We start from the raw sequence: 23,712 nt of genomic DNA, 5'->3' as shown, positions 1-23,712 counted from the left end.
TGTCACAAAAACGAAAGATGAAGCCTGCCTTTCATATACTCAACTTCGGCCGGGCGTGATACACTAGCATTTGTGAAAACAATGGAAGGACGCTTCCACTCGAAGAAACCACCATTCGGGAGGAGAAATAGACAAATGAAGCCTTTAAAACAGCAGGGATACGAATATTATGATTTAGCCGATATACTGCATGACAGCTACAGCGACGAAGACCTTGCTGCTCTCACCGCAGCCTTTGACGATCTTCCGGCAGATGACTACGCTCCGGATCTGAATCGTTACCGGCAGTACGGCCGTGCCGTTATTTTTCCGGGCACCCACCGAATCGAATGGCTGCCGGAAACAGTTAAAAACGGCAAAAGCTACTACGATTATTTTCAGGGATCGTTCAATCCGGAATATCCCGATGCGAGCCGCCGCTTCCCTGCAATTCCCGGACACGTCAGGCACAACCGGCTGCTTGAAGCACTGATCGCCTTTAATTTCCGCCAGACCTTCTGGACGCGCGAAGATGCGCTGATGCCTTTTCATGCGGGCGTCCACTTTGTGAAGCTTCATGTTGAATCGGGAGAGGACGAAGCTTTTTCCTCACCAAACACACTGCACCAGGACGGCGAGCCGTTCACGTTTGCCCACCTGATCCGCCGGCGTAATATCGAAGGTGCCCGGAACGTCATTTCTGTGCCGGAGGTCCGCGGACGGATGCCGGAGGACGTTGAAAAGGAAAAAATTACTGACTCCTTTTACATGACCCGTCCGCTTGAATCCTACGGGGTGTATGATCCGCTGGTCACTCATTACGTCGGCTCTGTCCGTAAGGGACCGGAGGACGGACCTGGAGAGCGTTCTGCTATTTTAATTGACTATCAGCCGACCGTCGTTGCCAATCCGGATGAAATCCGCAGCATGCACGGCGACACAAACAATATGGATTATGTATAAACCGAACCCCCGGCGCCTGCTGCCCCGGGGGTTTACTATTTATCTGCTTAGTTCACAGAGGTTAATGACACAAGCTCGTATTCAATTGTGGTGCGGTGGGATTCCCATTCCACCCGGTGAATAACCGCCTTGCCAAAAGGTACTTTTTCGGCAAAGGTATGAATTGGAAGCGGGTGATCGAGCGGAAACATTTGATAATTATCTTTAATCAGCCGAAAATTTTTCTCATCAAGGCGCTCGGCCTGCTTATTCGTAATAATTTCCCAGTTCATTTCTACAGAAAAACCCATATTCGTCCCTCCTGCTCCCTTGTCTCTATAATAATAACGCTTACTTATCTATTTCCATTATGGCAGATTTTTAAGCGATTGTACGATTAAATCCCAAAATTTATCATTATCGACTGCTGTTGCGACCTGCACCGGCCCTTCTGCAGTGGAAGTATCAATGACTGTTTCCCCATACGTATGCTTTCCCACTGTTTCAACCTTTACCTCGGCCGATTCAAATGTAAACAGGGACGGCTGCAGGCATACTGCCACCGCGCAAGGGTCATGAACCGGTGGAAGCGTCAGCTGAAAATGCTCCTCGTAGGCACGCTGGAAGTGATCAAGAAGTTCATAGGTAAACTGGGCCGCCATTGTTGGTATCTCTTTAATCCTTTCCACCACGGCCTCGGAGGATAACGCCTGATGAGTAACATCGAGGCCGCACATCGTGATTGGAATACCGCTTGTAAAAACGATCTCTGCCGCTTCGGCATCCGCATAAATATTAAATTCTGCTGCAGGTGTCCAATTGCCAAATGTGCCGCCGCCCATAATCGACAGATGGCGGATACGACCAGCTGCCTTCGGATTTTTCCGGCACAGTAGTGCAATATTGGTAAGCGGGCCGGTCGCAATAACAGTAATTTCTTCCTCTGAATGAAGCAGTATATCTTCCATTACATCCACCGCATGTCGTTCCTCCACCATATGTTTCGGCGCTGGAAGCTCCGGTCCGTCGAGGCCGGATTCCCCGTGAATAGAAGGAGCGTGCTCCGGCGTACGGACCAGGGGCCTCCCCGCTCCTTCCGCCACTGGCACTCCACTCAGTCCTGCAGTATCAGAGGCCACTAAAGCGTTTCTTGTTGTCTTTCCTATATCAGCATTTCCTGAAACAGTCGTCACAGCCCGGATATCCATGTCCGGATGACCGGCTGCGAGAAATAATGCGATTACGTCGTCGTGTCCCGGGTCCATATCCATAATTACTGGTGTTTTCATCTGCTGCTTCCTTTCTCTGCATAACTGTATGTTTATTCAAACCAAAAGCACCGCCGACCGGCGGTGCTTTCCTGCTTCGGACTCTGGCGCTTAAAGTCCTGCTTCGTAGTTCAATTTTTTCGACATTTCCCGGAACTGCTGCTCGTCAAATCCCGGCGCAAATTCTTCCGGAATATGGTCGAGGTTCGGAATTTCCCCGCCCTCCGGTGTCGGCATGTCGCTGACTACTTCGAGTTCACCCGGTGGTCCGACCGGTGTCGGTCCATTCCAGATCCGGTCAAGCATTGTGTAATCGTTATCGCTGAAACGATAGAGCTTACGGTGCGCGCCCTTCGCTTCATATTTCTGGGCGTGGTCATATTTACTGTTATCAAGGTCCGGCACCGGTAGCATTTTCGTTACATCCACGCCTGTTAATTTCTCCAGCGCTTTAGCATAGGCCACTACGTGCACTCCGCCGCGCACAAGCAGGTAGCCGCACAATTCACGGGCTGTTTCATTGTCGGTCATTTGATATACCCGCATCTTGTGCGTTCTTGCTCCGCATTCCAGGTAAAAATTGTGAAGCAGATCGTTGACGAGGTTACCGCTTGTAAAAACATTGTCCCCTGTCCACGGCGCTCCCATCGAATCCTTCGGTACAGCGTTTTGACCGGCAAAAATAAAGCTTTGTGGATTTCTTGCATCCATAGCTTCACTGAGCGGTGTGCTGTCCGGATTGGCCGGGTCCTGGCCGCTTTGGCTTGTGGAACCCTGCAGACATAAATTTATTGTATTGGCAACCAGCTCTACGTGTCCGAGTTCCTCAGCTGTAATGCTTGCAACTAAATCATAAAATGGGCGTAGCTGTTTTTTGCTGCGAAAATTAAACGACTGGAATAAATAGTTATTGAGCGTTGACATTTCACCGAATTTTCCACCTAAAAGCTCCTGTACCACGTTGGCTGAATTAGCGTCTGGATTACTGGGCGTTGGGAGGTCGATCTGCAGTTTATCAATTCTCTTAAACACAATGATTCCTCCTATAGGTTTAAATTCGTATTTCGCTAGCAAAATACATTAACCTATAACCTTTCCTGCCATAAAGCAAACACTCGATTTCTTTATATTAACAATATTCATTCTTTTTACACAATTACTATTGTATGCAGAATTCACTGCCCTTCCGGCTTTGAACCCATGTTTAAAAGTAAGGGGCGGCAGGAATAATGATAATTAGTTTCACTACGAAAGGAAGGATTACCCATGGATAAAAACGAAGCAAAGAGACACGCACTCGATATCATTGACAGCAACAAAGTAGGCGTACTTGCTACGATTGAAGGCAACAAGCCCCACTCCCGCTATATGACGTTTTACAATGATAATTTCACCCTTCTCACACCGACGAGCAGCAAGACCCACAAGGCAGAGGAAATCGAAAAGAATTCCAACGTCCATATTCTGCTCGGCTACGACGGTGAAGGATACGGAGACGCTTTTGTTGAAATTTCCGGCAAAGCAGTAATCCGTCATGACCAGGAGACGAAGGAAAAGGTTTGGACTGACAGTGTGCAATCCTGGCTCGGTTCCCCGGACAACCCGGAATATATTGTCCTCGAAATCCAGCCGGACTCTATCCGCCTGATGAACTCCAAAGGAGACACTCCTGAGGAAATCGATTTTTCTTCTTAAGTCAATAATAGCCCCCGCCGGCACCAGTCCGGCGGGGGTTATTTTTATAAAGCCTTCCAGGCTTCTTGAATATCCGTGTCTCCTGCAAGCAGTTCGACCGTTTGTCCCCGGGCGTTCTCAATGTCGAGGGCTGCGATCATCGTGCGGGCAACGTCCTCCCTGGAAATATCTCTTTGTTCGGGGTTGGAAAGCTTTTCTGCAAGCTCAATTTTCCCTGTCCCCTTATCAAACGTAAGCTTTCCCGGACGAACAATCGTATATGGCAGTCCGCTGCTCTGCAGATGCTTATCTGCGTTCAGCTTTGCTTCTGCATAATGCTTAATAGGTCCCTGCGGATTGTCGACACCAATTCCGCTCAGCATAACGTAATGCTTCACGTCCTGCACTCTTGCCGAATCAATGGTTTTTTTTGCCCCCTGCTGATCTACGCTCACTGTTTTTTCAGGCCCGGTTGAAGAGCCGGAGCCAGCGGCGAACATAACAGCATCCATGCCCTTCAAAGCGGCCGCCGTATTTTCTTCAAGGTCTGCAAGAATCGTGGATGCCGCACCCAGTTTTTTCAGCGCATCTGCCTGGGAGACTTCACGCACCATAGCATGCGGTGTATGCTCCGGATGGGCTGCAAGCTGCTCCACCAGCAAACGGCCCGTATGTCCGTTCGCTCCTATGACTAATACATCCATTTTAGTGCCTCCTTTTTTTACATTTGTTCCCTGCAGTCCTCAGTTTAAACGTCTTCCCCCGGCTTCTTACCCCACTCGTTTCGTGTTTCTCCCGGGCTCTCTCTACGTTTTTTTCGGAATTTCCCCGGTCTTGAATAGATAGAAAGAATCACCGCGGAAAAAATAAGAAAGATACCAAGTCCCTGCCAGCTGCTCAGCCTGTCCCCAAAAGCGAATACACCGATCACAATGGCCACCATCGGCTCCACAGTTGATAAAATCGCCGCTTTACCCGACTCAATATATTTCAGCCCGATCGTAAACAGTATATACGCAGCAATAGTGGAAAGAAGAATGCCTCCAAGACCGTACATCCACATCATCGGCTCCTGTATGGCTTCTTCGTTTGCCAGAAGGCCGCTGAAAGGAACCATCACCAACCCTCCGGCAAGCATCGTGTAGGCAGTGATCGTAATGGAATGGTACTTCGGCGTTACAAATTTACCGAGAATACTGTACAGGCCACAGCATAAACCAGAAAGCAAACCGATCATAAGAATCGGCAGCGACATCCCGCCTGCTCCACCCGGAAGCAGGCCGGCCACCAGCGCACAGCCGGCGATGGTAAGCAAAATAGCCGCCAGCTTGTGCATTGTTATTTTTTCTTTAAATACAAACCTTGAAATGAGGGCTACAAACACCGGGCTTGTGTAAAGAAGCACCACTGCAATCGAAAGCGAGGCTTCATTCATCACAGTGAAATAACACCAGTTAAAGAGGGCTATACTGCCGACGCCGAGCCCGATAAAGTGCGGCAGATCATACCACCGGACCTTTAGAAGATACGGACGGATCAGGGCTACAGCCAAAAAAAGAATCAGAGCTGAACCCGCCATGCGCAGAGCCACTACCTGGTCGGGTTCGATATTGTACCTGTACATATTCTGCACGAATAACCCCGTAAACCCCCAGAACGAAGCACCGGCGACAGCAAATAAATAAGCAGTGGATGGTTTCATAGCTGCTCCCCCTTGTATAAATCTTTTTCCTTCAGCTCCGCTATCATCTCAAATTTCCCTGGCCGCTTTCTATATATTTTTAATTATTCTTAAATAGTATTGACCTTCCCTGATCTTAAATGTTTGAAAAAATACAGCGTGAGGTATATTATACATTGCTACCGGGTATTATCCGGTAATTATGAAAGGATGGTTGCTATGCATACCGATTTTACAAAGCAGTATATAAACGGCTCCTGGGTGAGCGGCTCATCCAGCAAAACAATTGAAAATACTAATCCTTATAACGGCGAATCACTGGGAACAATAGCTTCCGCAGACGCCAATGACCTTGACCGCGCTTATCAGTCGGCCAATGATTATCAGAAAACCTGGGACGCTCACAGCCCAGCCGAAAAACAACAGTATATCCACCGGCTGTACGATGTTATGCAGAAACAGAAGGAAACCATTGTGGAATGGCTTATCAAGGAATCCGGGAGCAGCAGACTGAAGGCAGAAACTGAGTTCAACACAGCTTCCAACATTGTTTTTGAATCTGCGTCCTTCCCTAACCGGGTTCACGGAACGACTGCTCCTTCAAACACTCCCGGCAAAGAAAACTACACCTTCCGGTCGGGCAAAGGAGTTATTGGTGTTATCGGCCCATGGAACTTCCCGTTCCATCTTGCAATGAGAACAATTGCACCAGCAGTGGCAACAGGTAATACCGTCGTTGTTAAGCCAGCCTCCGACACACCGGTTACATCCGGACTGCTGATTGCAGCATTGTTTGAAGAAGCCGGATTTCCAGCAGGCGTCATTCACGTCACTGCCGGACGCGGCTCTGAAATTGGCGATGCCTTCGTCACTCATGAAGTACCAGCTCTGTTATCGTTCACCGGCTCCACGGAAGTCGGCACCCATATTGCTGAGCTTGCGGCGAAAAACTTAAAAGAAACCGCTCTTGAGCTTGGCGGCAACAATGCCATGGTCGTTCTTCAGGACGCCGAGGTGAAAAAAGCTGCCAAAGCAGCAGTATTCGGGTCCTTCCTTCACCAGGGACAGATTTGTCTCGCATTGAACCGCGTCATTGTTCATGATGACATTTACGACGAATTTGTCGAAGAGTTCACCCGTGTGGCAAAAACGTTAAAAGCTGGTGACCCTTCGGATGAAAATGTCATCGTCGGCCCGATCATTAATGAAGAACAGGTCAACAATATTGAGAACCTGGTTCAGGGTACAATTGATGCCGGAGCTAAACTTCAGACAGAGTTTGAAATCAACGGCCAGGTTATACCGCCGGTGGTCCTTTCCGAAGTAACTAATGACATGCCGGCAGCAAAGGATGAAGTCTTCGGCCCTGTTGCAACGTTAATCCGGGCATCGAGTGAGGACGAAGCCATCCGTATCGCAAACGATTCTCCTTACGGCTTGAGCGGATCGGTCTTCACTCAGGACCGTTACCGGGGCATGCAGGCAGCTCGGCGTATTAATTCCGGCATGGTTCACGTAAACGACCAGTCTGTAAACGATGAAGCGCACCTGCCGTTTGGTGGCGAGAAGCAATCCGGTATCGGACGCTTTAACGGCGAATGGGTTTTAGATGAATTTACAACCGAGCAGTGGATCAGCGTACAGGCGCAGGACCGCCCTTATCCATTGTAAATTCTCCGGAAACCTGAAGATGAATTTGTTCTGTTTCCTTTTATTACCTTGCGGCCTGCCCTAAAATTGATTACTCTGTAAAGAGAGGGGTAAGGAGGTTTGGAAGTGGAACAAGAAAAAGACGTAAAAATATTTGATAAAGACGAACTTTTGTATTTTGATGGAAAAGAGTGTCGGATGATCGCAGAATATGAACGTACAATTTGTGTTGAATACGTTCATTACCCGTTCGCCGGCCAGGAGGAAGAATTTCCGTATCCACGCGTTATTCTCCGCAAAGGAGAAGTCGAGCGCTCGGCGGTCTAAACGAAAAGTTTGCTTTAAAATAACAGCAAAAACAGGGACTGTCCTTTTCCGGGGCAGTTCCTGTTTTTATGTTTCTTCACCTTCGGAGGGAAGGGCAGAAGGTTTTTATTTTTTTGTCTGAAGCCACTCTGGACTTCTGGCAAAACGTTGATAAGCCTTAAAGATGTCCTGCTTTTGATCCCCTTCCGCTGCCGCGAGCCGGAATGCTTTTTTCATTTGCTTCTTTTGTTCTTCCCGGGTGCTGTTGTTGTCAATAAAATGAGCGGATACCATCGCACCCCAGGCTTCCGGTGAACGCCGGTGTCCTCTTTGGCTCTTCCATAAAACAGCAAAAATCCCCACCGCCATTACTGCGGCTGTCTTTTTTAAGTAGCGGCGCCGGCATTCACCTATATAGGTATCTCGCATAAAAATCTCCCTTTCCTTAACTATTAAAAGCTGCTGTCTAAATTTTAACATTCCCATGCGTTTATCCATCTCTAAAAATATTTTTACCAAAATAAGTTGACATGTTCTCCAATCTATTTTAAAGTATTTATATACCCACCGGGGTAATAAATCAAAGAACGGGTAAATATCAATGAGAGTTTACGAAAAATTTTTCATTATTTTTATACCCCAACCCGTAAATGTATTTAACTTAAGGAGAGATTAGATGCAGGAAACCAAAAAGACCACCATTGTATTATTCAGCGGCGACTACGACAAAGCCATGGCAGCCTACATTATCGCCAACGGCGCCGCTGCGTACGATCACGAGGTCACCATTTTTCACACGTTCTGGGGATTGAATGCCCTCCGCAAACCGGAAAAGCAAAGCATCGTTAAAGGAAAACTCGAAGCGATGTTCGGCAAAATGATGCCCCGGGGAGCCGATCGCATGGGTCTTTCCAACATGAACTTTCTTGGCATTGGGCCAAAACTGATTAAGAAAGTCATGAAAAAACACAATGCCATGCCGCTGCCGGAGCTGATCGATATGGCCCGGGAACAGGACGTACGGCTGATCGGCTGTACCATGACCATGGATCTGCTCGGGCTTGATGAAAAAGAGCTGCGCGATGACATTGAATACGCCGGCGTTGCGGCCTATCTGGGCGAAGCGTCTGAAGGTCATGTGAATTTATTCATTTAAACTTCATTTTCTGGATGACTTCCTGGTACGAATCAAAAATTTAATTTAAAGGAGAAATAATAAATGGAACCAAAAACAACAATTGATGCTAAAGGACTTGCCTGCCCACAGCCGATTTTGAAAACCAAAAAAGCTATTAAAGACATGGAGAGCGGTGAGGTGCTTGAGCTGCACGCGACCGACAAAGGAGCGCAGAGCGACTTAACGGCCTGGACGAAAGCCGGCGGCCACGAACTGCTCGACCACAGCGAAGACAATGGCGTCTATAAATTCTGGATTCAAAAAGGCTAACAATATCGTCACCCGAGGAAGCCATGGATGTGCTTCCCCTCAAGGGAGGTTTTTCCATTGTCACTGCTGTTTATCGTCGTGATTTTCCTCCTGGGGTTTGTCGGTTCCTTTGTTTCCGGCATGGTTGGGATCGGCGGCTCGATCATCAAATACCCCATGCTGTTATACATTCCCCCGCTGCTCGGGGTAGCGGCCTTTTCCGCCCATGAAGTGTCCGGCATCAGTGCCGTTCAGGTCTTTTTTGCCACCATCGGCGGCGTCTGGGCGTACCGCAAAGGCGGCTATCTGAACGGCCAGCTGATTCTGTATATGGGCGGAAGTATTCTGATCGGCAGCTTTATCGGCGCCTATGCCTCGAATTTCTTCAGCGAAGCTGGCGTCAACATGGTGTATGCCCTGCTTGCGACCATCGCCGTGGTGATGATGTTTGTACCGAAAAAAGGCCTGGACGACCAGGACCTTACACGGATTACGTTCCATAAGCCTCTCGCCGCTGGATTGTCCTTCGTGGTCGGGATCGGGTCCGGGATCGTCGGGGCCGCCGGCGCATTTATCCTCGTGCCCATCATGCTCGTCGTATTAAAAATCCCGACCCGGATGACGATCGCGACGTCGCTTGCCGTCACCCTGATCTCGTCCATCGGAGCGACCGTTGGCAAGGTGGCGACCGGCCAGGTGCTGTACGGCCCGGCCCTGATCATGATTGCTGCCAGCCTGATCGCAGCACCGCTCGGGGCCCAAGCCGGCCAGAAGGTCAACACGAAGCTTCTGCAAAGTATATTGGCCGTGATCATTTTAGCGACCGCTGTTCAAATATGGATCCAGATTATTAATGGATAAAACGTTTGCCACTATACAGTGCCGGGTATTCGTCAGTATAGAGAACGCACAAGGAGGCATTTCTATGTTTCATTATACCGTCACCACCTCGAAGTCTGTCCGTACAGCCATTGAGGATCTTGAAGCCAACCTGAAAGAAATTGGTTTTGGCGTGCTTTGGCATTTGGATCTGCAGGGCAAATTACAGGACAAAGGCATCGACTTTCCGGACCAGCACCGGGTACTTGAAGTGTGCAATCCGAAAGAAGCGGAGCAGGTCTTAAACCAAAATAAGCTGATCGGCAATTTTCTGCCATGTAAAATCACTGTGTACGAAGAAGCAGGATCCACGTATATCAGCATGCCCCGCCCCTCTGTATTGATGGAACTGGCCGAAGAACCAGCATTAACAGCGACAGCCGAGGATATCGAACAGCGCTTGAAGCAGGGCATCGATCAGACCGTGTAAAATTTTTTAGAAGCCTATATACCCTAATAGGTATTATGAACAGATAATTATTCGATCCACAAAGCAATAATCAAAATATGAGGTGATCCCCTATGACAGAAGAAAAACGCATCAAAGAAGTACAGCCAAAAGACGTTCAGCAGGAACTCGAACAAGGCAGCGGCGTCCAGGTGATTGACGTCCGGGAGGACGAAGAACTCGACGAAGGACGCATTCCTGAATCGGTTCATATCCCTGTGGGAGATATCTCCTCGCGGATGAACGAACTCGATCCCACACAGTCCTATGTCACCGTCTGCCGCTCCGGGAAACGCAGTGCCCGGGCAGCCGAAGCCCTCCAGGACCATGGCTTTAACGTCCGCAGCATGGCGGGCGGCATGAACGAATGGACCGGAAAAACCGAGTAACATCTATTCTACCTTGAAGGAGCGATGATTCATGTATTTGAAATATTTTTATGACACGTCACTGGCCCAGGCATCCTATATGATCGGCTGCCAGGCGACCGGCGAGGCAGCCGTGATCGACCCGTCCCGTAACATTGAAGACTATCTGCAGATCGCCCGCGAACAGGGCTTCCGTATTACCGGAGCATTTGAGACCCATATTCATGCGGACTTTGTTTCCGGCGTGACCGAGCTTGCCCGCCGGACCGGCGCCACCATCTATTATTCCACCGAAGGCGCTGACAACGGCGGCTATGAATGGGATCAGGACCTGCCACTGCACGGCTTGACCCATGGGGACGAGATTTATGTCGGCAACATCAAACTGAGAGCTCTGCACACGCCGGGCCATACCCCGGAGCACGTTTCCTATGAGCTCACCGACGGAGCCGCCACCGATCATCCGATGGGCGTATTTACCGGCGATTTTGTCTTCGTCGGCGATGTTGGCCGTCCGGATCTGCTTGAAAAATCCGTCGGCGTGAAGGATTCCGCGGATAAAGGGGCCCGCCAGATGTTCGAGTCCCTTCAGCAGTTCAAGGAATACGGGGATTATATGCAGATCTGGCCGGGCCACGGTGCCGGCAGCGCCTGCGGCAAAGCGCTCGGCGCCGTCCCAACGAGCACCGTCGGCTACGAGCGGATGACCAATCCCGCGTTTCAGCCGAACGACGAGCAGGCCTTCGTGGACTTTCTCCTCGACGGCCAGAGCGAGCCGCCAACGTATTTTGCCAAAATGAAAGAAGTAAACAAGCAGGCTATGACCCCGCTCGCTGAGATCCCGGCGGCGGTGGAAATGCAGGGCACCGGCGATGACGTGGCCGCCCTGGCCGAGCAAGACCATACGATGGTCGTCGATACCCGCAGCGCCGCCGCCTTCGCGATGGGAAGCATTCCGGGCACCATCAACCTGCCGTACCCCGGCTCCTTCGCCGAATGGATGGGCCGGCTGGCCGATTATGAGGCGGACATTTACCTGATCGCTGATCCAGCCGACTACCACGAGCTGCGCCGGATTCTCACCGGCATGGGCATGGACCGCCTGAAGGGGTTCTTTGCCACTTCGATCGTAGCCAGCGCCTCGAACCTGCGCACGTACGTGAACGAAACGCCGAAGCAGGTCGAAGAGCGCCGCCGCCACCAGGACGTGCAGATTCTCGACGTCCGTTACCAGGACGAATGGAATCAGTCGCACGTGCCGGACGCGGTCCATGTGTCGCTCCAGCAGCTGCCAGACCGTACGAACGAACTTTCCACGGAGCAGCCGGTCGCGGTGCATTGTGCCTCGGGCAAACGCTCCGCGATCGCCGCCAGCATTCTCCAGAATCACGGCTTTGACGTGATCAACGTGGAGGGCGGTTTCATGAAATGGAAAAAAGATCAGCTCGAAACGACCAGCTGAGCGTAAAAACCGGCAATTAAAATATTGGGGGCTCTGTATAATGCAGGGCCCCCTTCCAATGTTCAAGGAGGAACGGATATGAGTCACCGCTTTGACCCCGCCAAGTCCAAAAAGCTATGGAGCGAAGAACGACAGCAGGCCCTTCCGATGTCGAAGCTGCTGCCGCTTATGAATATTCAGAAGACGGATGTGATCGCGGATATCGGTGCCGGGAATGGCTACTTCACCCTTCCGATGGCCGAACAGGCCCGCCACGTATACGCGGTCGATATCGAAGACCAGATGTTAACCGAATTGAAGGCCTATGCCGAAGAAGCCCGCGCCTCCAATATCACGCTTCTTTTATCCAGCCTGGAAAAACTTGCCTTATCAGAGGACCAGGTCCAAAAAATCGTTGTGGCCTTTGTGATGCACGAAATCGACGACATGGACCAGGTCTTCGCAGAACTCCGGCGCGTGCTGCAGCCCGGAGGCACCATTTTCTTTTACGAATGGGAAGCCGCCCCCACCGACTCCGGTCCGCCACTGGAAATCCGGCTGCCATCCGCCTCTTTTGCTCAAACGGTAGCGTCCTATGGTTTTACCACCACAACGCATGTTATCAACGACAGCCATTACATGGTAGAAGCTGTTGAAAGGTGAAGCTTTCCGCAAAAACTTTGGTGGAGAACGCTCTCATTCCAAGTTTACGGCTAAAACATTAAAGTCTTTACAGGAAAGATCCCGCAGATACCCCATTAATTATTAAGAAAGGAGGGGAAACGATGAAGACTACGACTTCTGCCATCGGAATTGTTGAAAATCGGCTTCCTTTTTTTCTATTGGTGCTGATCAACGTCTTTGTCGGCTCCATGGTGGGACTAGAGCGTACCGTTCTTCCGTTAATAGGCGAGGAACTGTTTGGCCTCGCCTCGGTCAGTGCTGCCCTGTCCTTTATTGTCAGCTTTGGGTTTTCTAAAGCCCTGGTCAACCTTCTGGCCGGTACGCTTGCCGACCACTTTGGACGCAAGCAGATATTACTGGCTGGATGGGCTGCCGGTTTTTTTGTGCCCCTTCTGATTATTTTTGCCTCTTCCTGGTGGATGATTATCGTCGCCAATATCTTCTTAGGCATCAACCAGGGACTGACCTGGTCGATGACCGTGAATATGAAGGTGGATCTGGCGAAACCGACCCAGCGTGGGACAGCTGTTGGCCTGAATGAATTTGCCGGTTATATGGGCCTTTCCGTGATGGCCGCCGTTTCCGGCTATGTTGCTTCCACAACCTCGCTGCGTCCCGAACCCTTTCTTCTCGGCTTCGGTATCGTCGGTATAGGATTACTGCTTTCGCTGTTCGTTCCTGATACGAGCAGACAGGTGGCACGCCAGACGGCTTCCGGAGAAGTCTCTCTGTCCTTTTGGCAGGCCTTTTCCCAAACCACCTGGAAGCAGCCGGCCCTGTCGAGCTTCAGCTTTGCCGGACTGACGACCAATCTTAAGGATGGCATGGCCTGGGGCTTGTTTCCTCTTTTCTTTGCGTCTGGCGGGTTACCTGTCAGTCAGATTGGCATTATTGTGGCAGCATACCCCCTCGCCTGGGGGATCGCCCAATTGGTTACCGGTCCCTGGAGCGATGTGATCGGCCGCAAGCGCTTGATTGTTGGCGGTCTCTGGCTTCAGGCCTTTTCCCTTTGGGCCCTGCTTGCCGGTTCTTCCTACGGATGGTGGCTCGGAAGCTCCGTGCTGCTCGGTCTCGGGACGGCGATGGTGTATCCGGTCCTCATCGCCGCAGTCAGCGACACAGCTCCCGCTCCCTGGCGGGACAGCGGGTATGCCTTCGGTGCCTTGCTCGCCGGCCTGTTCGTAGACACGCTGAACGCTTCATGGGCGATTGGCCTGGTGGCAATTCTTCCATTTGCCGCCGGCTTCGTAACACTTATACGCATGCAGGAATCATTAAACAAAATATGAATGCCCCGGCAGCAATTGATATTTACAGCATCTTTTCCATAACTACGACCCCGAACGGAGGGTGTCCTTCTCTGGCTGCAGTATATTCCCTGACTGCCCCGTAGCCCATCCGTTCATACATACGAATGTTTCCTGGCGTTGATGCCCGCACTTTACAATACACGCCTTTAAAATGTTCCTCTGCTGCGGTTTCCTCCACCCAGCGGACAAGTGCGGCAGCAGCGCCGTGGCCGCGATAGGATGGCCGGACCGATAAACGGTGAAAATAGATATATTCTTCCTCTGACCGAAAACGGATCATCGCTGCCGCTTCCCCGTCCTTCCACCAGACGGCCGCCCGCTCTCCCTGCTCCAGTCCAGACTGAATCGCTTCTGTCGTTTCCTCAATGGCTCCTGACGGCGGCGTTTCGTTCCTGTACTCCCAAAACGCTTCGTACATAATCGCGTTAATCAGAGCTGCTTCTGACGGCCCTGCTTCTTTAATTTCTTTCATTCTTTTCCTCCTGGCGCCTTCCGAGTCAATGCATATGATCATTTATCGTACCATATTTGTCTTTGTTGTTCAGGCACCAAAAAAAGAACCCGCGCTGTCGCAGGTTCTTCTCATCAGCTTGCAAAAACGTGCTGGCCGATAGATAAATTCGGGGAGCGTGTCCAAATCCAATCAGAGGTGACATCCTCTGGATTATAGTAATACATCGAACCATAGGACGGGTCATAGCCATTCCATGCCTGCCTGACCGCTTCATATGCTGTCTGGTCCGGTGTCATGCTGTACTGTCCGTCAGCTACTGCAGTAAAAGCATTCTGCTGCTGAATGACGCCGTTTACGTTATTCGGGAATTCTGCAGATTCAAGACGGTTTAAAATAACCGCTGCCACACCTATCTGCCCTTCGAATGATTCTCCGCGGGCTTCCCCATAGACCGCCTTCGCAACTGACGTAACTTCATTTATGCGGCTGGTTGTCTGCGGACCCGCCGCACCGTCCACGGTTAAACCAAAATCACTTTGAAACTGCTGCACTGCCTGTGTTGTTGCCGAGCCGTAATAACCGGTCGCATTCGTATGTAAGTATCCCATCTGTATTAAATCCTGCTGAAGCGCCGTTACTTCCGGTCCCTGTGCTTCCGTTTCCAGCATAGATGCCTTAGTGACAGCCGGTGAAGCGAAAATAAAGATTGTAGCCATGATTGCAAAAATAGTACTGAATAATAATTTCTTTTTCACTTTTTCACCTCCAAACACAATTGTATCCAAAAAATTCAATTTTCTAAACAAATTTCCTTCTTTTCAGGAAAAGTATATAACAAGGTACTAAGTGCTGGTATTAAACTGTTCCAATTTTTACCAATAAAAAAGACCCCCATGAAAATGGGAGTCCTGAATTTTATTTTAAGAAGCTTTGTCCGGTTTGTCCGTATTTTTACTTTTATCCTTCGTTTCAATATCTGTTTCTTCTCTCAGCGCTTTAAACAGCGAGTAGACCATCAGTATCATCACAATAGAAAATGGAAGCGCTGATATGATCATGACGTTCTGCAAAGCATCTATTCCTCCGGAATAAAGCAGAACGGCCGCTGTAGCCGAGAGCATAATTCCCCAGATAAACTTTACGACTGCGGACGGATTTAATGCCCCGTTCGATGTCTGCATACCAAGCACAAACGTTGCAGAATCGGCAGACGTAATAAAGAAAGAAATAATCAAAAGGAGTGTAATAACAGACAACACCGTGCTAAGCGCGTAATTATCAAATACGCCAAAGATGGCTTCCTCGGCAGCCAGGGAGGAAATGTCTGCGAGACCAGTGCTCTGGACGTTTAATGTAGCACCGCCAAACAGGGAGAACCAGATAAAACTGACAATCGACGGAACCAGAATAACGCCAATGGTAAATTCCTTCAATGTCCGCCCTCTCGATACACGGGCAATAAATATACCCACAAATGGCGACCACGAGATCCACCAGGCCCAGTAGAAGATGGTCCACGCATTAATCCATTCCCTCGCGCTGTCGGACGTCGGAGCGATCCGGAAGCTCATGCTCGGAAGCGACTGCAGATACGTGCCGATCGTATTTGTGAACAAATTCATGGAAAATAACGTCGGGCCGACAAAAATCATTAAAATAAACAGAATGACCGTTAAGTATATGTTCGCATTACTCAGGAACTTGATTCCTTTATTTAAACCGGTATACGCTGACACCAGGAACAGCACGGTAATAACAATAATAACAATCAGCTGCACCGTATAATTGTTCGGGGTATCAAACAAATACGCCATACCGCCGGACACCTGCGCCGCTCCGATACCAAGGGTAGTTGCAATGCCTGATACCGTTGCAACCAATGCAATAATGTCCACTACTTTTCCGCCGATGCCTTTTTCGTTCATAATCGGGCTGAGCATGGCGCTTACCATGCCCGGGGCGCCGCGCCGGAACGTAAAATACGCAAAACAGATAGCCGTAATACCGTAAATAGCCCACGGGTGTATACCCCAGTGCAGGAACATGTAACGCATGGAATCAACAAGCGCCTGGTCCGTTCCGACCTCTGCTTCCGGGGCGTTCGTGGCATAGTGCGATACTGTTTCCGCCCCGCTCCAGAATACAAGCCCTACGCCCATGCCGGCACTGAACAGCATGGCAAACCAGGTGGGATAGCTGTATTCCGGCCGGTCCTCAGGTCTTCCGAGACGGATATTTCCATACCTGCTGAAAATAAAGTAAATACACAAAAGCACAAACGCCGATACAATTAAAAGATAATACCACCCAAAACGGTTTGATACGAATGTCTGCACTGCGGAAGTGGCATTAAAAAACGATTCCGGGACTGCAACTCCGACAACCGCCATAATAAGTAGTATTACCAGGGCTCCGTAAAAAACAAAGCCTACTCTTGGTTTTTGATTGTCCACGATGGGGACCCCTTCCTGTTTATGTATGCTGAAATTTATGGAACTTTTGCATTATGCAGAATCAAACGAAAAATAACAAATACACTAATTTCATAGAATTTACCGTAATTCGCGGTATTTTGTGATTACGTGAGATAACCTCATTATATAATCATATCACCGTCTATATCGCGAATTAACTGTTTTTTCCGGAAAAATAATGAAAGGACGTCAGGTTTTCTTACGCTATTTTTCTTTCTTTAAGCCTTACACCACCGCAAACACGCTTCATTATCCTTTATTTTCCTAATGCAAGCTGTTTTTTTGCTTCCACAAAGGGAATATGATTTCATATATATGCGTATAAAAATCCGACAACCTTATTCAAATAAAATTCCATCATTTTGGAGGCAGCAGTATGATTATGACCACCTTTTCCACAAAAGCCGAGCGGCTGCAGCAGCTCGAAGAAACGGTACGGGGATTCGCAGAACGGACAGAGGAGCATGACCAGAACGGCACCTTTCCAGTCGAAAATATCGATGCATTAAAAAGTATTGGCTATCCGGCCTTAACGGCCCCGGCTGCTTTTGGCGGCATTGATGCCGGCCTGCTTGAACTCGTGGAAGCCCAGGAGCTTATCGCCCGCTACGACGGATCCACCTCGCTTGCTATTGGCTGGCACGTCGGGATCGTTAAAAATTTAAACGAAACACGGCCGTGGGAGGAACATTTGTACAGCCATGTCATGAACAACGTCGTTGCAAACGGAGCCGTCCTGAACAATATCGCGACCGAAGCTGCGACCGGCAGTCCAACCCGCGGCGGCACGCCGGGGACCATCGCTGAATCCCGCGACAGCGGGTGGGTCCTGAATGGGCGAAAAACATTCGCCACCATGTCGCCCGTGCTTGATTACTATATCGTAACGGCCCATATTGCGGAAGAAGATGCTACAGCCTACTTTGTTGTGCCAAAGGAAGCTGCAGGAATATCTATTGTCGACACGTGGGATTCAATTGCCATGCGCGCGACCGGCAGTCATGATGTTGTGCTTGAAAACGTCCGGGTGCCAGAAAACCATCTGGCCCAATATATCGTTCCCGGCAATAAACCGGCTGCCGGATGGCTTCTGCACATTCCTGCCTGTTACCTGGGAATTGCACAGGCCGCAGCTGATGAAGCTGCCCGTTTTGCTGCTTCCTACTCTCCGAACAGCATTAATGGAACGATCTCGGAGCTGCCGAACGTGCGGGAAAAACTCGGCCGGATGGAGCTCAAACTTCTGCAAAGCAGGCATTTTCTCCATTCTGTTGCGCTAAAATGGGATGAATCCAGCACCGAAACGAGACAGCAGATGAAAGGCGAATTAGGCGCAGCCAAAACGAGCATTGTAAACGAAGCCGTCGAAGTAGTTGACCTTGCCATGCGGGTTGCCGGGGCCAGAAGTCTTTCCGCTTCCAGCCCGCTGCAGCGTCACTACCGTGATATCCGCGCTGGACTTCACAATCCTCCTATGGACGATATGGTCATTGACCAGCTCGCCGGCCGGCTTCTGGGTTATCAGCCTCCTTCGTCCTAAGAAACCGCACGCAGCGGTTTCTTTTTTTATGCCGTTTCCTGCACCCCATTTCTATTATACGTTTGTAATATGCATCCTGATGGTATAAATAACAATGTACGCATGATTTCAATATGAGAAAGGATGTTACACATGGATCCTAGAGATATGCAGAACGGAAGCACCCCGAGACAGCGCCAGGACAAACAGCCGGGTATTGAATCGAAGATGGAGCCGCTCCCGGCTCATCCCACTGATTACCAGGGCACCGGGAAACTCAAAGGAAAAGCCGCGCTTATCACCGGCGGCGACAGCGGTATCGGACGCTCTGTAGCCCTTCTTTATGCCAAAGAGGGAGCCAATGTCGCCATTTCCTACCTTGACGAACACGACGATGCTGAAGAAACGAAACGCATGGTTGAAGCAGAAGGAGGCAGGTGCCTGCTGCTTCCCGGAGATATTAAAGAGGAGTCCCATTGTATCGATCTCGTGAAACAAACGGCGGAGGAGTTTGGCGGATTAAACATTCTCGTCAATAACGCAGCGATCCAGCACGTCCACGAAAACGTCGAGGATATCCCGTCTGATGAATTTGAGGATGTGTTCCGCACCAACTTTTTCTCCCAGTTTTATTTAACAAAAGCAGCAATGGATTATTTATCAGAAGGCGACTCGATCATTTCCACCTCTTCAATCAACGCCTTCCGCGGCAATCCAATTCTTATGGATTACTCCGCGACAAAAGGAGCGATCACTGCCTTTATGCGAAGCATCGCCCAGAGCCTCGCTTCGAAAGGCATCCGGGTGAACAGTGTCGCTCCGGGACCTGTATGGACACCGCTTATTCCTTCTTCATTTAATGAAGACGGGGTGGAGGATTTCGGACAGGACACGCTGATGAACCGTCCCGGCCAGCCATCAGAACACGCATGGCCATATGTGATGATTGCTTCTGACGAAGCCTCCTACATGACCGGCCAGACGATTCATATTAACGGAGGCGCCTACACGTCTTCTTAATGCATAAAAAGGCTTCGAATCCACTGAGGATTCGAAGCCTTTTTTACTTTAGCTTGACCTGAATTGTTTCAACCGCATTATAGCCGTACCCCTTCTGATTCCAAAAGGCCTGCATTGGCTGCTGGCGGCCGCTGGCATCACAGGCTCTCGCCATTAATGTATATTCTCCGGCCGCAGCATCCTTCCACTCACAGAACCATTTCGTCCATGTGTACGGCGCGCTGCTTTGAGGCTCAATCTGTGCCTCCACCCATGTCTGGCCGCCGTCCGTACTTACTTCGACCAGCTCGATGGCAGCCTCGCCCGACCAGGCAATGCCTTCTATTTCGTGCGTCCCTTCTTTTTTAATTTCCATATCAGCAGGAGACTGGATAATGCTGTTTACATTCATGGTTGTCACCGGAAAAGCGTCCTTCCGGCTGTTTTTGTGAGGATAATAAACATAATCAATCGCCTGAAAGGGCCCTTCAAACGTTTCTTTACTCACCGTGACGCGCTCAATCCATTTCATGGAAGCCATCGCGTACCATCCCGGCACGATTAATCGAAGCGGGGCTCCGTGTTTAAAAGAGAGTGGCTGGCCATTGTATTCGTAGGCGATGATAGTATCCGGGTCCAGCGCTTTTTCCACCGGCAGGCTCCGGGTGTAGGTGTAGACATCCTTTTTGTCAGGACGTTCTCCCGCGTCTCCTGCGGCAGTGATAACTTCCACAGCTGCTTCCTTATCCCAACCGGCTTTCCCAAGCAGGGTTTTCAGCGACACTCCCCTCCATTTCCCCTGGCTGATGGCTCCTTTTCCCCATGGCTCACCGAAGGTTTTGGGCTCAAATAAACTTCTTTTGTTCCCTGCACATTCAAGCACTGTTTCTACTGTCCGTGATGGGAGCGCCTGAATATCCTCGAGCGAAATAAACCCCGGGCTGTCCACGAGCCCGTCAATTGTAAAACCCGTCGCCGGCTCCTGCGGATACGAAAAGTGATTGCGCCGGTAGAACAACGAAGAATGCACGTGTTCGTTTCCGACAAATGGAATCGGTGTCTCCTGATTTTCCGGCTCAAGGCTTAACGTTTTTAGATACAACTCTTCCGGAGCTTTTTTTGAAAACATATTCTCTCCCTTCTTTTTCAGCCGCCAAACGAGTAGGTTGGCATGCCCGGCACATCGGTACGGATATGAAACAGTCCACCTGCATGTGGCTCTTCGCGAAGCTCCTCTTCAGAAAGCTCCCCTCTCGCTGTTGTAATGTACAGATCCTTTAAATCTTCGCCGCCAAATACACAGGAGGTCGTTCTCTGGGCCGGCACGGTCACTGTTTCCAGACGTTCACTCGTCTGTGGATTCCAGCGTTCAACTTTTCCGAGACGATGCAGCGCAATCCAAAGCATGCCTTCCTGATCTATGCACATCCCGTCCGGGGAGCCTTCCTGAAACGTAATCGCTGTCCGTTTGCCCGTGATTTCCCCCGTAGCAGCATTCAAGTCATATGCCATGACTTTTTTGGTCGGTGTGTCGATGTAATACATCATGCTTCCGTCTTCCGTCCATGCCAGCCCGTTAGAAATAGTGACGCTGTCAAAAATCGTATCGAGGCTCATATCTTTATTCAGGCGGTATAAAGCAGCTTCCCCTGTGCCGCGTTCGACCGCCATCGTTCCTGCCCAAAAGCGTCCGGATGGGTCACATTTACCGTCATTAAACCGGTTGCCCGGCTTGTCTGCTTCCGGATCTATAATTGCTTCCTTCTCCCCGGAAACGAGATCGTAGGAATAGAAGCCATCTCTCAGGGCAAGCATCATTCCCCCTTTTTCTCTCGGTACCGCAGCACATACGTGCTGATCGAGCTTACGTTCATAGTGCCTTCCTGAAGCAGGATGATATTCCATCAATTTAAACCCATCAATATCGACCCAGTATAAAACGCCACGCCCGGCGTCCCAGCTCGGGCCTTCCCCAAGCTCTGCTTTCTGATCTATTACAAGTGCTGCTTCTCTCATCCTGTTTTCCTCCTCTACATTATTCTAATGTTCTTCTTCCCCGTCCTTTCCATGTTTAATGCCGCTAAAAGCAACTTTCTTTACTTTTCATCAGTTTAAAGTTAAACTGATAGCAGTTATAAAGGAGTCAATGCTTATGAATAAAACCAGACTGGGCCTGCTGCTGTGGTTTCGGCTCGCACGTGTATACGAGCAGAACCTCAGCCGCTCAGCCGCTCATTTAAAGCAGGCGGGGCTCAGCCCGCCGCAGTTCGATATCCTTGCGCAGGTGCACGCCCATCAGCCGATCACCCAAAAGGAGCTCGCGGGTAAGCTGTTTGTTACGAAAGGAAGTGTCACCTATCTTTTGAAAAAGCTCGAGAAAGAAGGACTTGTCACGCGCAGACAGACCTGGAAAGAAAAACATATTTCCCTGACCCCGCAAGGACTTGCTGCCCTTGAAGCAGTTGCTCCGGGGCAGGAAGATTTTCAGGCCGCCCAGTTTGACGGTCTGACAGATGCAGAAAAACGGGAACTGCTGCGGCTGCTCCGCAAACTGCAGAAAACAACACGGGAGGAGAAATCATCATGCATCTGAAAGGTATTCACCACGTCTCTTCATTAACAGCAAACGCCCGCCGTAATGTCGATTTCTATACGAACGTTCTCGGCATGCGGCTCGTCAAAAAAACGGTCAATCAGGACGACACGTCTGTCTACCATTTATTCTACGGGGACGAACGGGGTAATCCCGGCACTGAAGTTACTTTTTTTGAAATCCCAATGGCCGCCTCCAACAAGCGCGGCACCAACAGTATTACGAATGTCTCTCTCCGTGTGCCCGGGGACCGCGCACTCGAATACTGGAAACAGCGGTTTGAAGATCACTCTGTACAGCACGGTGATATTCAGGAGCAGGCGGGACGGCTCGTCCTGCCATTCGAAGACCCCGAGGGCCACCGGATGCAGTTTGTGTCTGATGAGCACGATCAGGGCGTGGAACCCGGCATTCCGTGGGAGCATTCAAATGCCTCCCGCGCAAACGGAGCCACCGGTCTCGGTCCGGTCCGTTTAACCGTTAAAACAGCTGAACCGACTGTCGCGGTGCTGAAGGATATAATGGGTTTTTCCGAAATTCAATCCTATCCTCACCCAGATGATACCGATCTGCCGGACATTCGTGTCTTTGAAACAGGAAAAGGAGGGTCCGGTGCCGAAATTCATATAGAAACCCGCAGCGACCTGTCTGCCGAGCGTCAGGGGCGGGGTGCTGTGCACCACGTAGCTTTCCGGGTGGAGGATGCAGACGAACTGCAGCAGTGGATTGAACGTATTAAAAACGCCCGGCTTCCGAACTCCGGATTCGTGGAACGCTATTATTTCCAATCGCTGTACTTCCGCGAACCAAACGGCATTCTTTTTGAACTGGCTACCGACGGTCCGGGATTTGAAGGGGATGAATCGTTTGAACACCTGGGAGAGAGCCTTGCCCTGCCGCCTTTTCTTGAACCCAGGCGTTCAGAAATCGAAGCACGTTTAAAGCCGATTGATTAAGTAATCAGGGACGGAGGAGAGGTTTGATGAAGCACATATTTCAACCAGGCAGCAGCACTGCCCCGACTATTTTAATCCTGCACGGCACCGGGGGCACCGAAAAGGATTTCCTCGAAGCAGGGCGGCTGATTGATCCGGAAGCCAACATCTTAAGTGTCCGCGGCAACGTGGTCGAAGACGGCATGCACCGCTATTTCGCCAGGCTTGCCGACGGCTCGATTGACGAAAAAGACCTGATTTTCCGTACCCAGCAGCTTCATCAATTCCTCGAGGAAAGCGCCGGCCGCTATCATTTTAATCTTCATACAATTATCGTGTTCGGTTATTCCAACGGAGCTACCATGGGAGCGAGCCTGCTTTTTCATTATGCGCGCTCAGTCACCCGGGCTTTTCTCCACCACCCGATGGTGCCACGACGGGATGTGCCTCTTCCCTCCCTTTCCGGCAGCAGCATTTTTATCGGCGCCGCTACAAATGATCCCATCTGTCTCCCGGAGGAGGCTGAAACCCTTTATCACCTATTTGAAGAAGCAGGGGCTTCAGTAGAACTCTACTGGGGGCATGAAGGCCACCAGATTACCACAGAAGAAATAGAGGCCGGTGCCACGTGGTATCAACGCGTCATACAGGAATAAACAAGGCAGCATAAAAAAACTGCCTC

At 50.2% G+C, this 23,712-nt stretch carries 28 protein-coding genes; 17 read left to right on the top strand and 11 right to left on the bottom strand.

Features of this window, described 5'->3' with window-relative positions; all coding sequences use genetic code 11:
* Positions 1–135 precede the first annotated feature (135 nt).
* A complete protein-coding gene (locus tag ACTRXG_RS04580; RefSeq protein WP_474284170.1) occupies positions 136–942 on the top strand; it encodes a 2OG-Fe dioxygenase family protein in 807 nt (268 codons plus the stop codon).
* Between the two features lie 47 nt (positions 943–989).
* On the opposite strand, the gene ACTRXG_RS04575 is transcribed toward ACTRXG_RS04580, so the two are convergent.
* The 3 genes from ACTRXG_RS04575 to ACTRXG_RS04565 form a co-directional block, all read right to left on the bottom strand.
* Positions 990–1,232 (bottom strand): DUF2584 family protein, encoded by a 243-nt coding sequence (locus ACTRXG_RS04575; RefSeq protein ID WP_022792532.1) that lies wholly within the window; start codon positions 1,230–1,232, stop codon positions 990–992.
* A gap of 57 nt (positions 1,233–1,289) precedes the next feature.
* A complete protein-coding gene (locus tag ACTRXG_RS04570) occupies positions 1,290–2,210 on the bottom strand; it encodes a nucleoside hydrolase (RefSeq protein WP_474284169.1) in 921 nt (306 codons plus the stop codon).
* A gap of 90 nt (positions 2,211–2,300) precedes the next feature.
* Positions 2,301–3,221 carry a manganese catalase family protein gene (locus ACTRXG_RS04565; protein ID WP_474261463.1) on the bottom strand — a complete coding sequence of 307 codons (921 nt, stop codon included), beginning with the start codon at positions 3,219–3,221 and terminating at the stop codon, positions 2,301–2,303.
* A gap of 234 nt (positions 3,222–3,455) precedes the next feature.
* Between ACTRXG_RS04565 and ACTRXG_RS04560 the strand changes: the two genes are divergently transcribed.
* Complete coding sequence (locus tag ACTRXG_RS04560; protein ID WP_474261464.1) at positions 3,456–3,884, top strand: pyridoxamine 5'-phosphate oxidase family protein; 429 nt, start codon at positions 3,456–3,458, stop codon at positions 3,882–3,884.
* Between the two features lie 44 nt (positions 3,885–3,928).
* Here ACTRXG_RS04560 and ACTRXG_RS04555 read toward each other — a convergent pair whose 3' ends face one another.
* Complete coding sequence (locus tag ACTRXG_RS04555; RefSeq protein WP_474284168.1) at positions 3,929–4,567, bottom strand: SDR family oxidoreductase; 639 nt, start codon at positions 4,565–4,567, stop codon at positions 3,929–3,931.
* Positions 4,568–4,611: 44 nt separating this feature from the next.
* Positions 4,612–5,565: a DMT family transporter gene (locus tag ACTRXG_RS04550; RefSeq protein WP_474284167.1), complete on the bottom strand. Its 954-nt coding sequence runs from the start codon at positions 5,563–5,565 to the stop codon at positions 4,612–4,614.
* Between the two features lie 198 nt (positions 5,566–5,763).
* Here ACTRXG_RS04550 and ACTRXG_RS04545 point away from each other — a divergent pair, with 198 nt between their 5' ends.
* Positions 5,764–7,215, top strand: a complete 1,452-nt coding sequence (locus ACTRXG_RS04545; protein WP_474278570.1) for an aldehyde dehydrogenase family protein — start codon at positions 5,764–5,766, stop codon at positions 7,213–7,215.
* Positions 7,216–7,320: 105 nt separating this feature from the next.
* Entirely contained in the window at positions 7,321–7,521 is a 201-nt protein-coding gene (locus tag ACTRXG_RS04540; protein WP_022792525.1) for a hypothetical protein, read from the top strand.
* Between the two features lie 105 nt (positions 7,522–7,626).
* Here the strand turns inward: ACTRXG_RS04540 and ACTRXG_RS04535 are convergent, their stop codons facing one another.
* On the bottom strand, positions 7,627–7,929 hold the full coding sequence (locus ACTRXG_RS04535; RefSeq protein ID WP_474278568.1) for a hypothetical protein: 303 nt from the start codon (positions 7,927–7,929) through the stop codon (positions 7,627–7,629).
* Between the two features lie 247 nt (positions 7,930–8,176).
* Between ACTRXG_RS04535 and ACTRXG_RS04530 the strand changes: the two genes are divergently transcribed.
* From ACTRXG_RS04530 to ACTRXG_RS04495, 8 genes are all read left to right on the top strand, one after another.
* On the top strand, positions 8,177–8,656 hold the full coding sequence (locus ACTRXG_RS04530; protein WP_474261469.1) for a DsrE/DsrF/DrsH-like family protein: 480 nt from the start codon (positions 8,177–8,179) through the stop codon (positions 8,654–8,656).
* 63 nt (positions 8,657–8,719) lie between these two features.
* The gene (locus tag ACTRXG_RS04525) at positions 8,720–8,947 is read left to right on the top strand and encodes a sulfurtransferase TusA family protein (RefSeq protein WP_474261470.1); all 228 of its coding nucleotides are present in this window, start codon (positions 8,720–8,722) and stop codon (positions 8,945–8,947) included.
* A gap of 27 nt (positions 8,948–8,974) precedes the next feature.
* Positions 8,975–9,787, top strand: coding sequence for a sulfite exporter TauE/SafE family protein (locus ACTRXG_RS04520; protein WP_474261471.1), 813 nt, complete (start codon positions 8,975–8,977; stop codon positions 9,785–9,787).
* 64 nt (positions 9,788–9,851) lie between these two features.
* Entirely contained in the window at positions 9,852–10,235 is a 384-nt protein-coding gene (locus ACTRXG_RS04515; RefSeq protein WP_474284166.1) for a DUF302 domain-containing protein, read from the top strand.
* 92 nt (positions 10,236–10,327) lie between these two features.
* On the top strand, positions 10,328–10,642 hold the full coding sequence (locus ACTRXG_RS04510; protein ID WP_474284165.1) for a rhodanese-like domain-containing protein: 315 nt from the start codon (positions 10,328–10,330) through the stop codon (positions 10,640–10,642).
* A 31-nt stretch (positions 10,643–10,673) separates the two neighbouring features.
* A complete protein-coding gene (locus tag ACTRXG_RS04505) occupies positions 10,674–12,083 on the top strand; it encodes an MBL fold metallo-hydrolase (RefSeq protein ID WP_474284164.1) in 1,410 nt (469 codons plus the stop codon).
* 78 nt (positions 12,084–12,161) lie between these two features.
* Positions 12,162–12,725 (top strand): class I SAM-dependent methyltransferase, encoded by a 564-nt coding sequence (locus tag ACTRXG_RS04500; protein ID WP_474284162.1) that lies wholly within the window; start codon positions 12,162–12,164, stop codon positions 12,723–12,725.
* 122 nt (positions 12,726–12,847) lie between these two features.
* Positions 12,848–14,035 (top strand): MFS transporter, encoded by a 1,188-nt coding sequence (locus tag ACTRXG_RS04495; protein WP_474284161.1) that lies wholly within the window; start codon positions 12,848–12,850, stop codon positions 14,033–14,035.
* A 22-nt stretch (positions 14,036–14,057) separates the two neighbouring features.
* On the opposite strand, the gene ACTRXG_RS04490 is transcribed toward ACTRXG_RS04495, so the two are convergent.
* The 3 genes from ACTRXG_RS04490 to ACTRXG_RS04480 all read right to left on the bottom strand — a co-directional run bounded on the left by ACTRXG_RS04490 (position 14,058) and on the right by ACTRXG_RS04480 (position 16,963).
* On the bottom strand, positions 14,058–14,528 hold the full coding sequence (locus ACTRXG_RS04490) for a GNAT family N-acetyltransferase (protein ID WP_474261477.1): 471 nt from the start codon (positions 14,526–14,528) through the stop codon (positions 14,058–14,060).
* A gap of 113 nt (positions 14,529–14,641) precedes the next feature.
* Positions 14,642–15,265, bottom strand: a complete 624-nt coding sequence (locus ACTRXG_RS04485; RefSeq protein WP_474261478.1) for a cell wall hydrolase — start codon at positions 15,263–15,265, stop codon at positions 14,642–14,644.
* 165 nt (positions 15,266–15,430) lie between these two features.
* The gene (locus ACTRXG_RS04480; RefSeq protein WP_474261479.1) at positions 15,431–16,963 is read right to left on the bottom strand and encodes a BCCT family transporter; all 1,533 of its coding nucleotides are present in this window, start codon (positions 16,961–16,963) and stop codon (positions 15,431–15,433) included.
* 397 nt (positions 16,964–17,360) lie between these two features.
* Between ACTRXG_RS04480 and ACTRXG_RS04475 the strand changes: the two genes are divergently transcribed.
* The gene (locus ACTRXG_RS04475; RefSeq protein ID WP_474284160.1) at positions 17,361–18,524 is read left to right on the top strand and encodes an acyl-CoA dehydrogenase family protein; all 1,164 of its coding nucleotides are present in this window, start codon (positions 17,361–17,363) and stop codon (positions 18,522–18,524) included.
* A 132-nt stretch (positions 18,525–18,656) separates the two neighbouring features.
* Positions 18,657–19,523: an SDR family oxidoreductase gene (locus tag ACTRXG_RS04470; RefSeq protein ID WP_474284159.1), complete on the top strand. Its 867-nt coding sequence runs from the start codon at positions 18,657–18,659 to the stop codon at positions 19,521–19,523.
* A 43-nt stretch (positions 19,524–19,566) separates the two neighbouring features.
* On the opposite strand, the gene ACTRXG_RS04465 is transcribed toward ACTRXG_RS04470, so the two are convergent.
* Positions 19,567–20,631, bottom strand: a complete 1,065-nt coding sequence (locus ACTRXG_RS04465; RefSeq protein WP_474284158.1) for a sulfite oxidase — start codon at positions 20,629–20,631, stop codon at positions 19,567–19,569.
* A 17-nt stretch (positions 20,632–20,648) separates the two neighbouring features.
* Positions 20,649–21,518 (bottom strand): SMP-30/gluconolactonase/LRE family protein, encoded by an 870-nt coding sequence (locus ACTRXG_RS04460; RefSeq protein WP_474278550.1) that lies wholly within the window; start codon positions 21,516–21,518, stop codon positions 20,649–20,651.
* 136 nt (positions 21,519–21,654) lie between these two features.
* Between ACTRXG_RS04460 and ACTRXG_RS04455 the strand changes: the two genes are divergently transcribed.
* Genes ACTRXG_RS04455 through ACTRXG_RS04445 form a run of 3 tightly spaced genes read left to right on the top strand, consistent with a single transcriptional unit; the run spans position 21,655 to position 23,686 of the window.
* Positions 21,655–22,095, top strand: coding sequence for a MarR family winged helix-turn-helix transcriptional regulator (locus ACTRXG_RS04455; protein ID WP_474284157.1), 441 nt, complete (start codon positions 21,655–21,657; stop codon positions 22,093–22,095).
* Positions 22,086–23,051, top strand: a complete 966-nt coding sequence (locus ACTRXG_RS04450) for a ring-cleaving dioxygenase (RefSeq protein WP_474284156.1) — start codon at positions 22,086–22,088, stop codon at positions 23,049–23,051. Before ACTRXG_RS04455 ends, ACTRXG_RS04450 begins: the two co-directional genes overlap by 10 nt.
* 26 nt (positions 23,052–23,077) lie before the next feature.
* Complete coding sequence (locus ACTRXG_RS04445) at positions 23,078–23,686, top strand: alpha/beta hydrolase (RefSeq protein WP_474278544.1); 609 nt, start codon at positions 23,078–23,080, stop codon at positions 23,684–23,686.
* The last annotated feature ends 26 nt before the right edge of the window (positions 23,687–23,712 follow it).

This window comes from Marinococcus sp. LNSP9103-4 (assembly GCF_056034345.1).
Note: the sequence above shows the minus strand (reverse complement) of the source record. Positions and strands in the feature narration are given on the sequence as shown.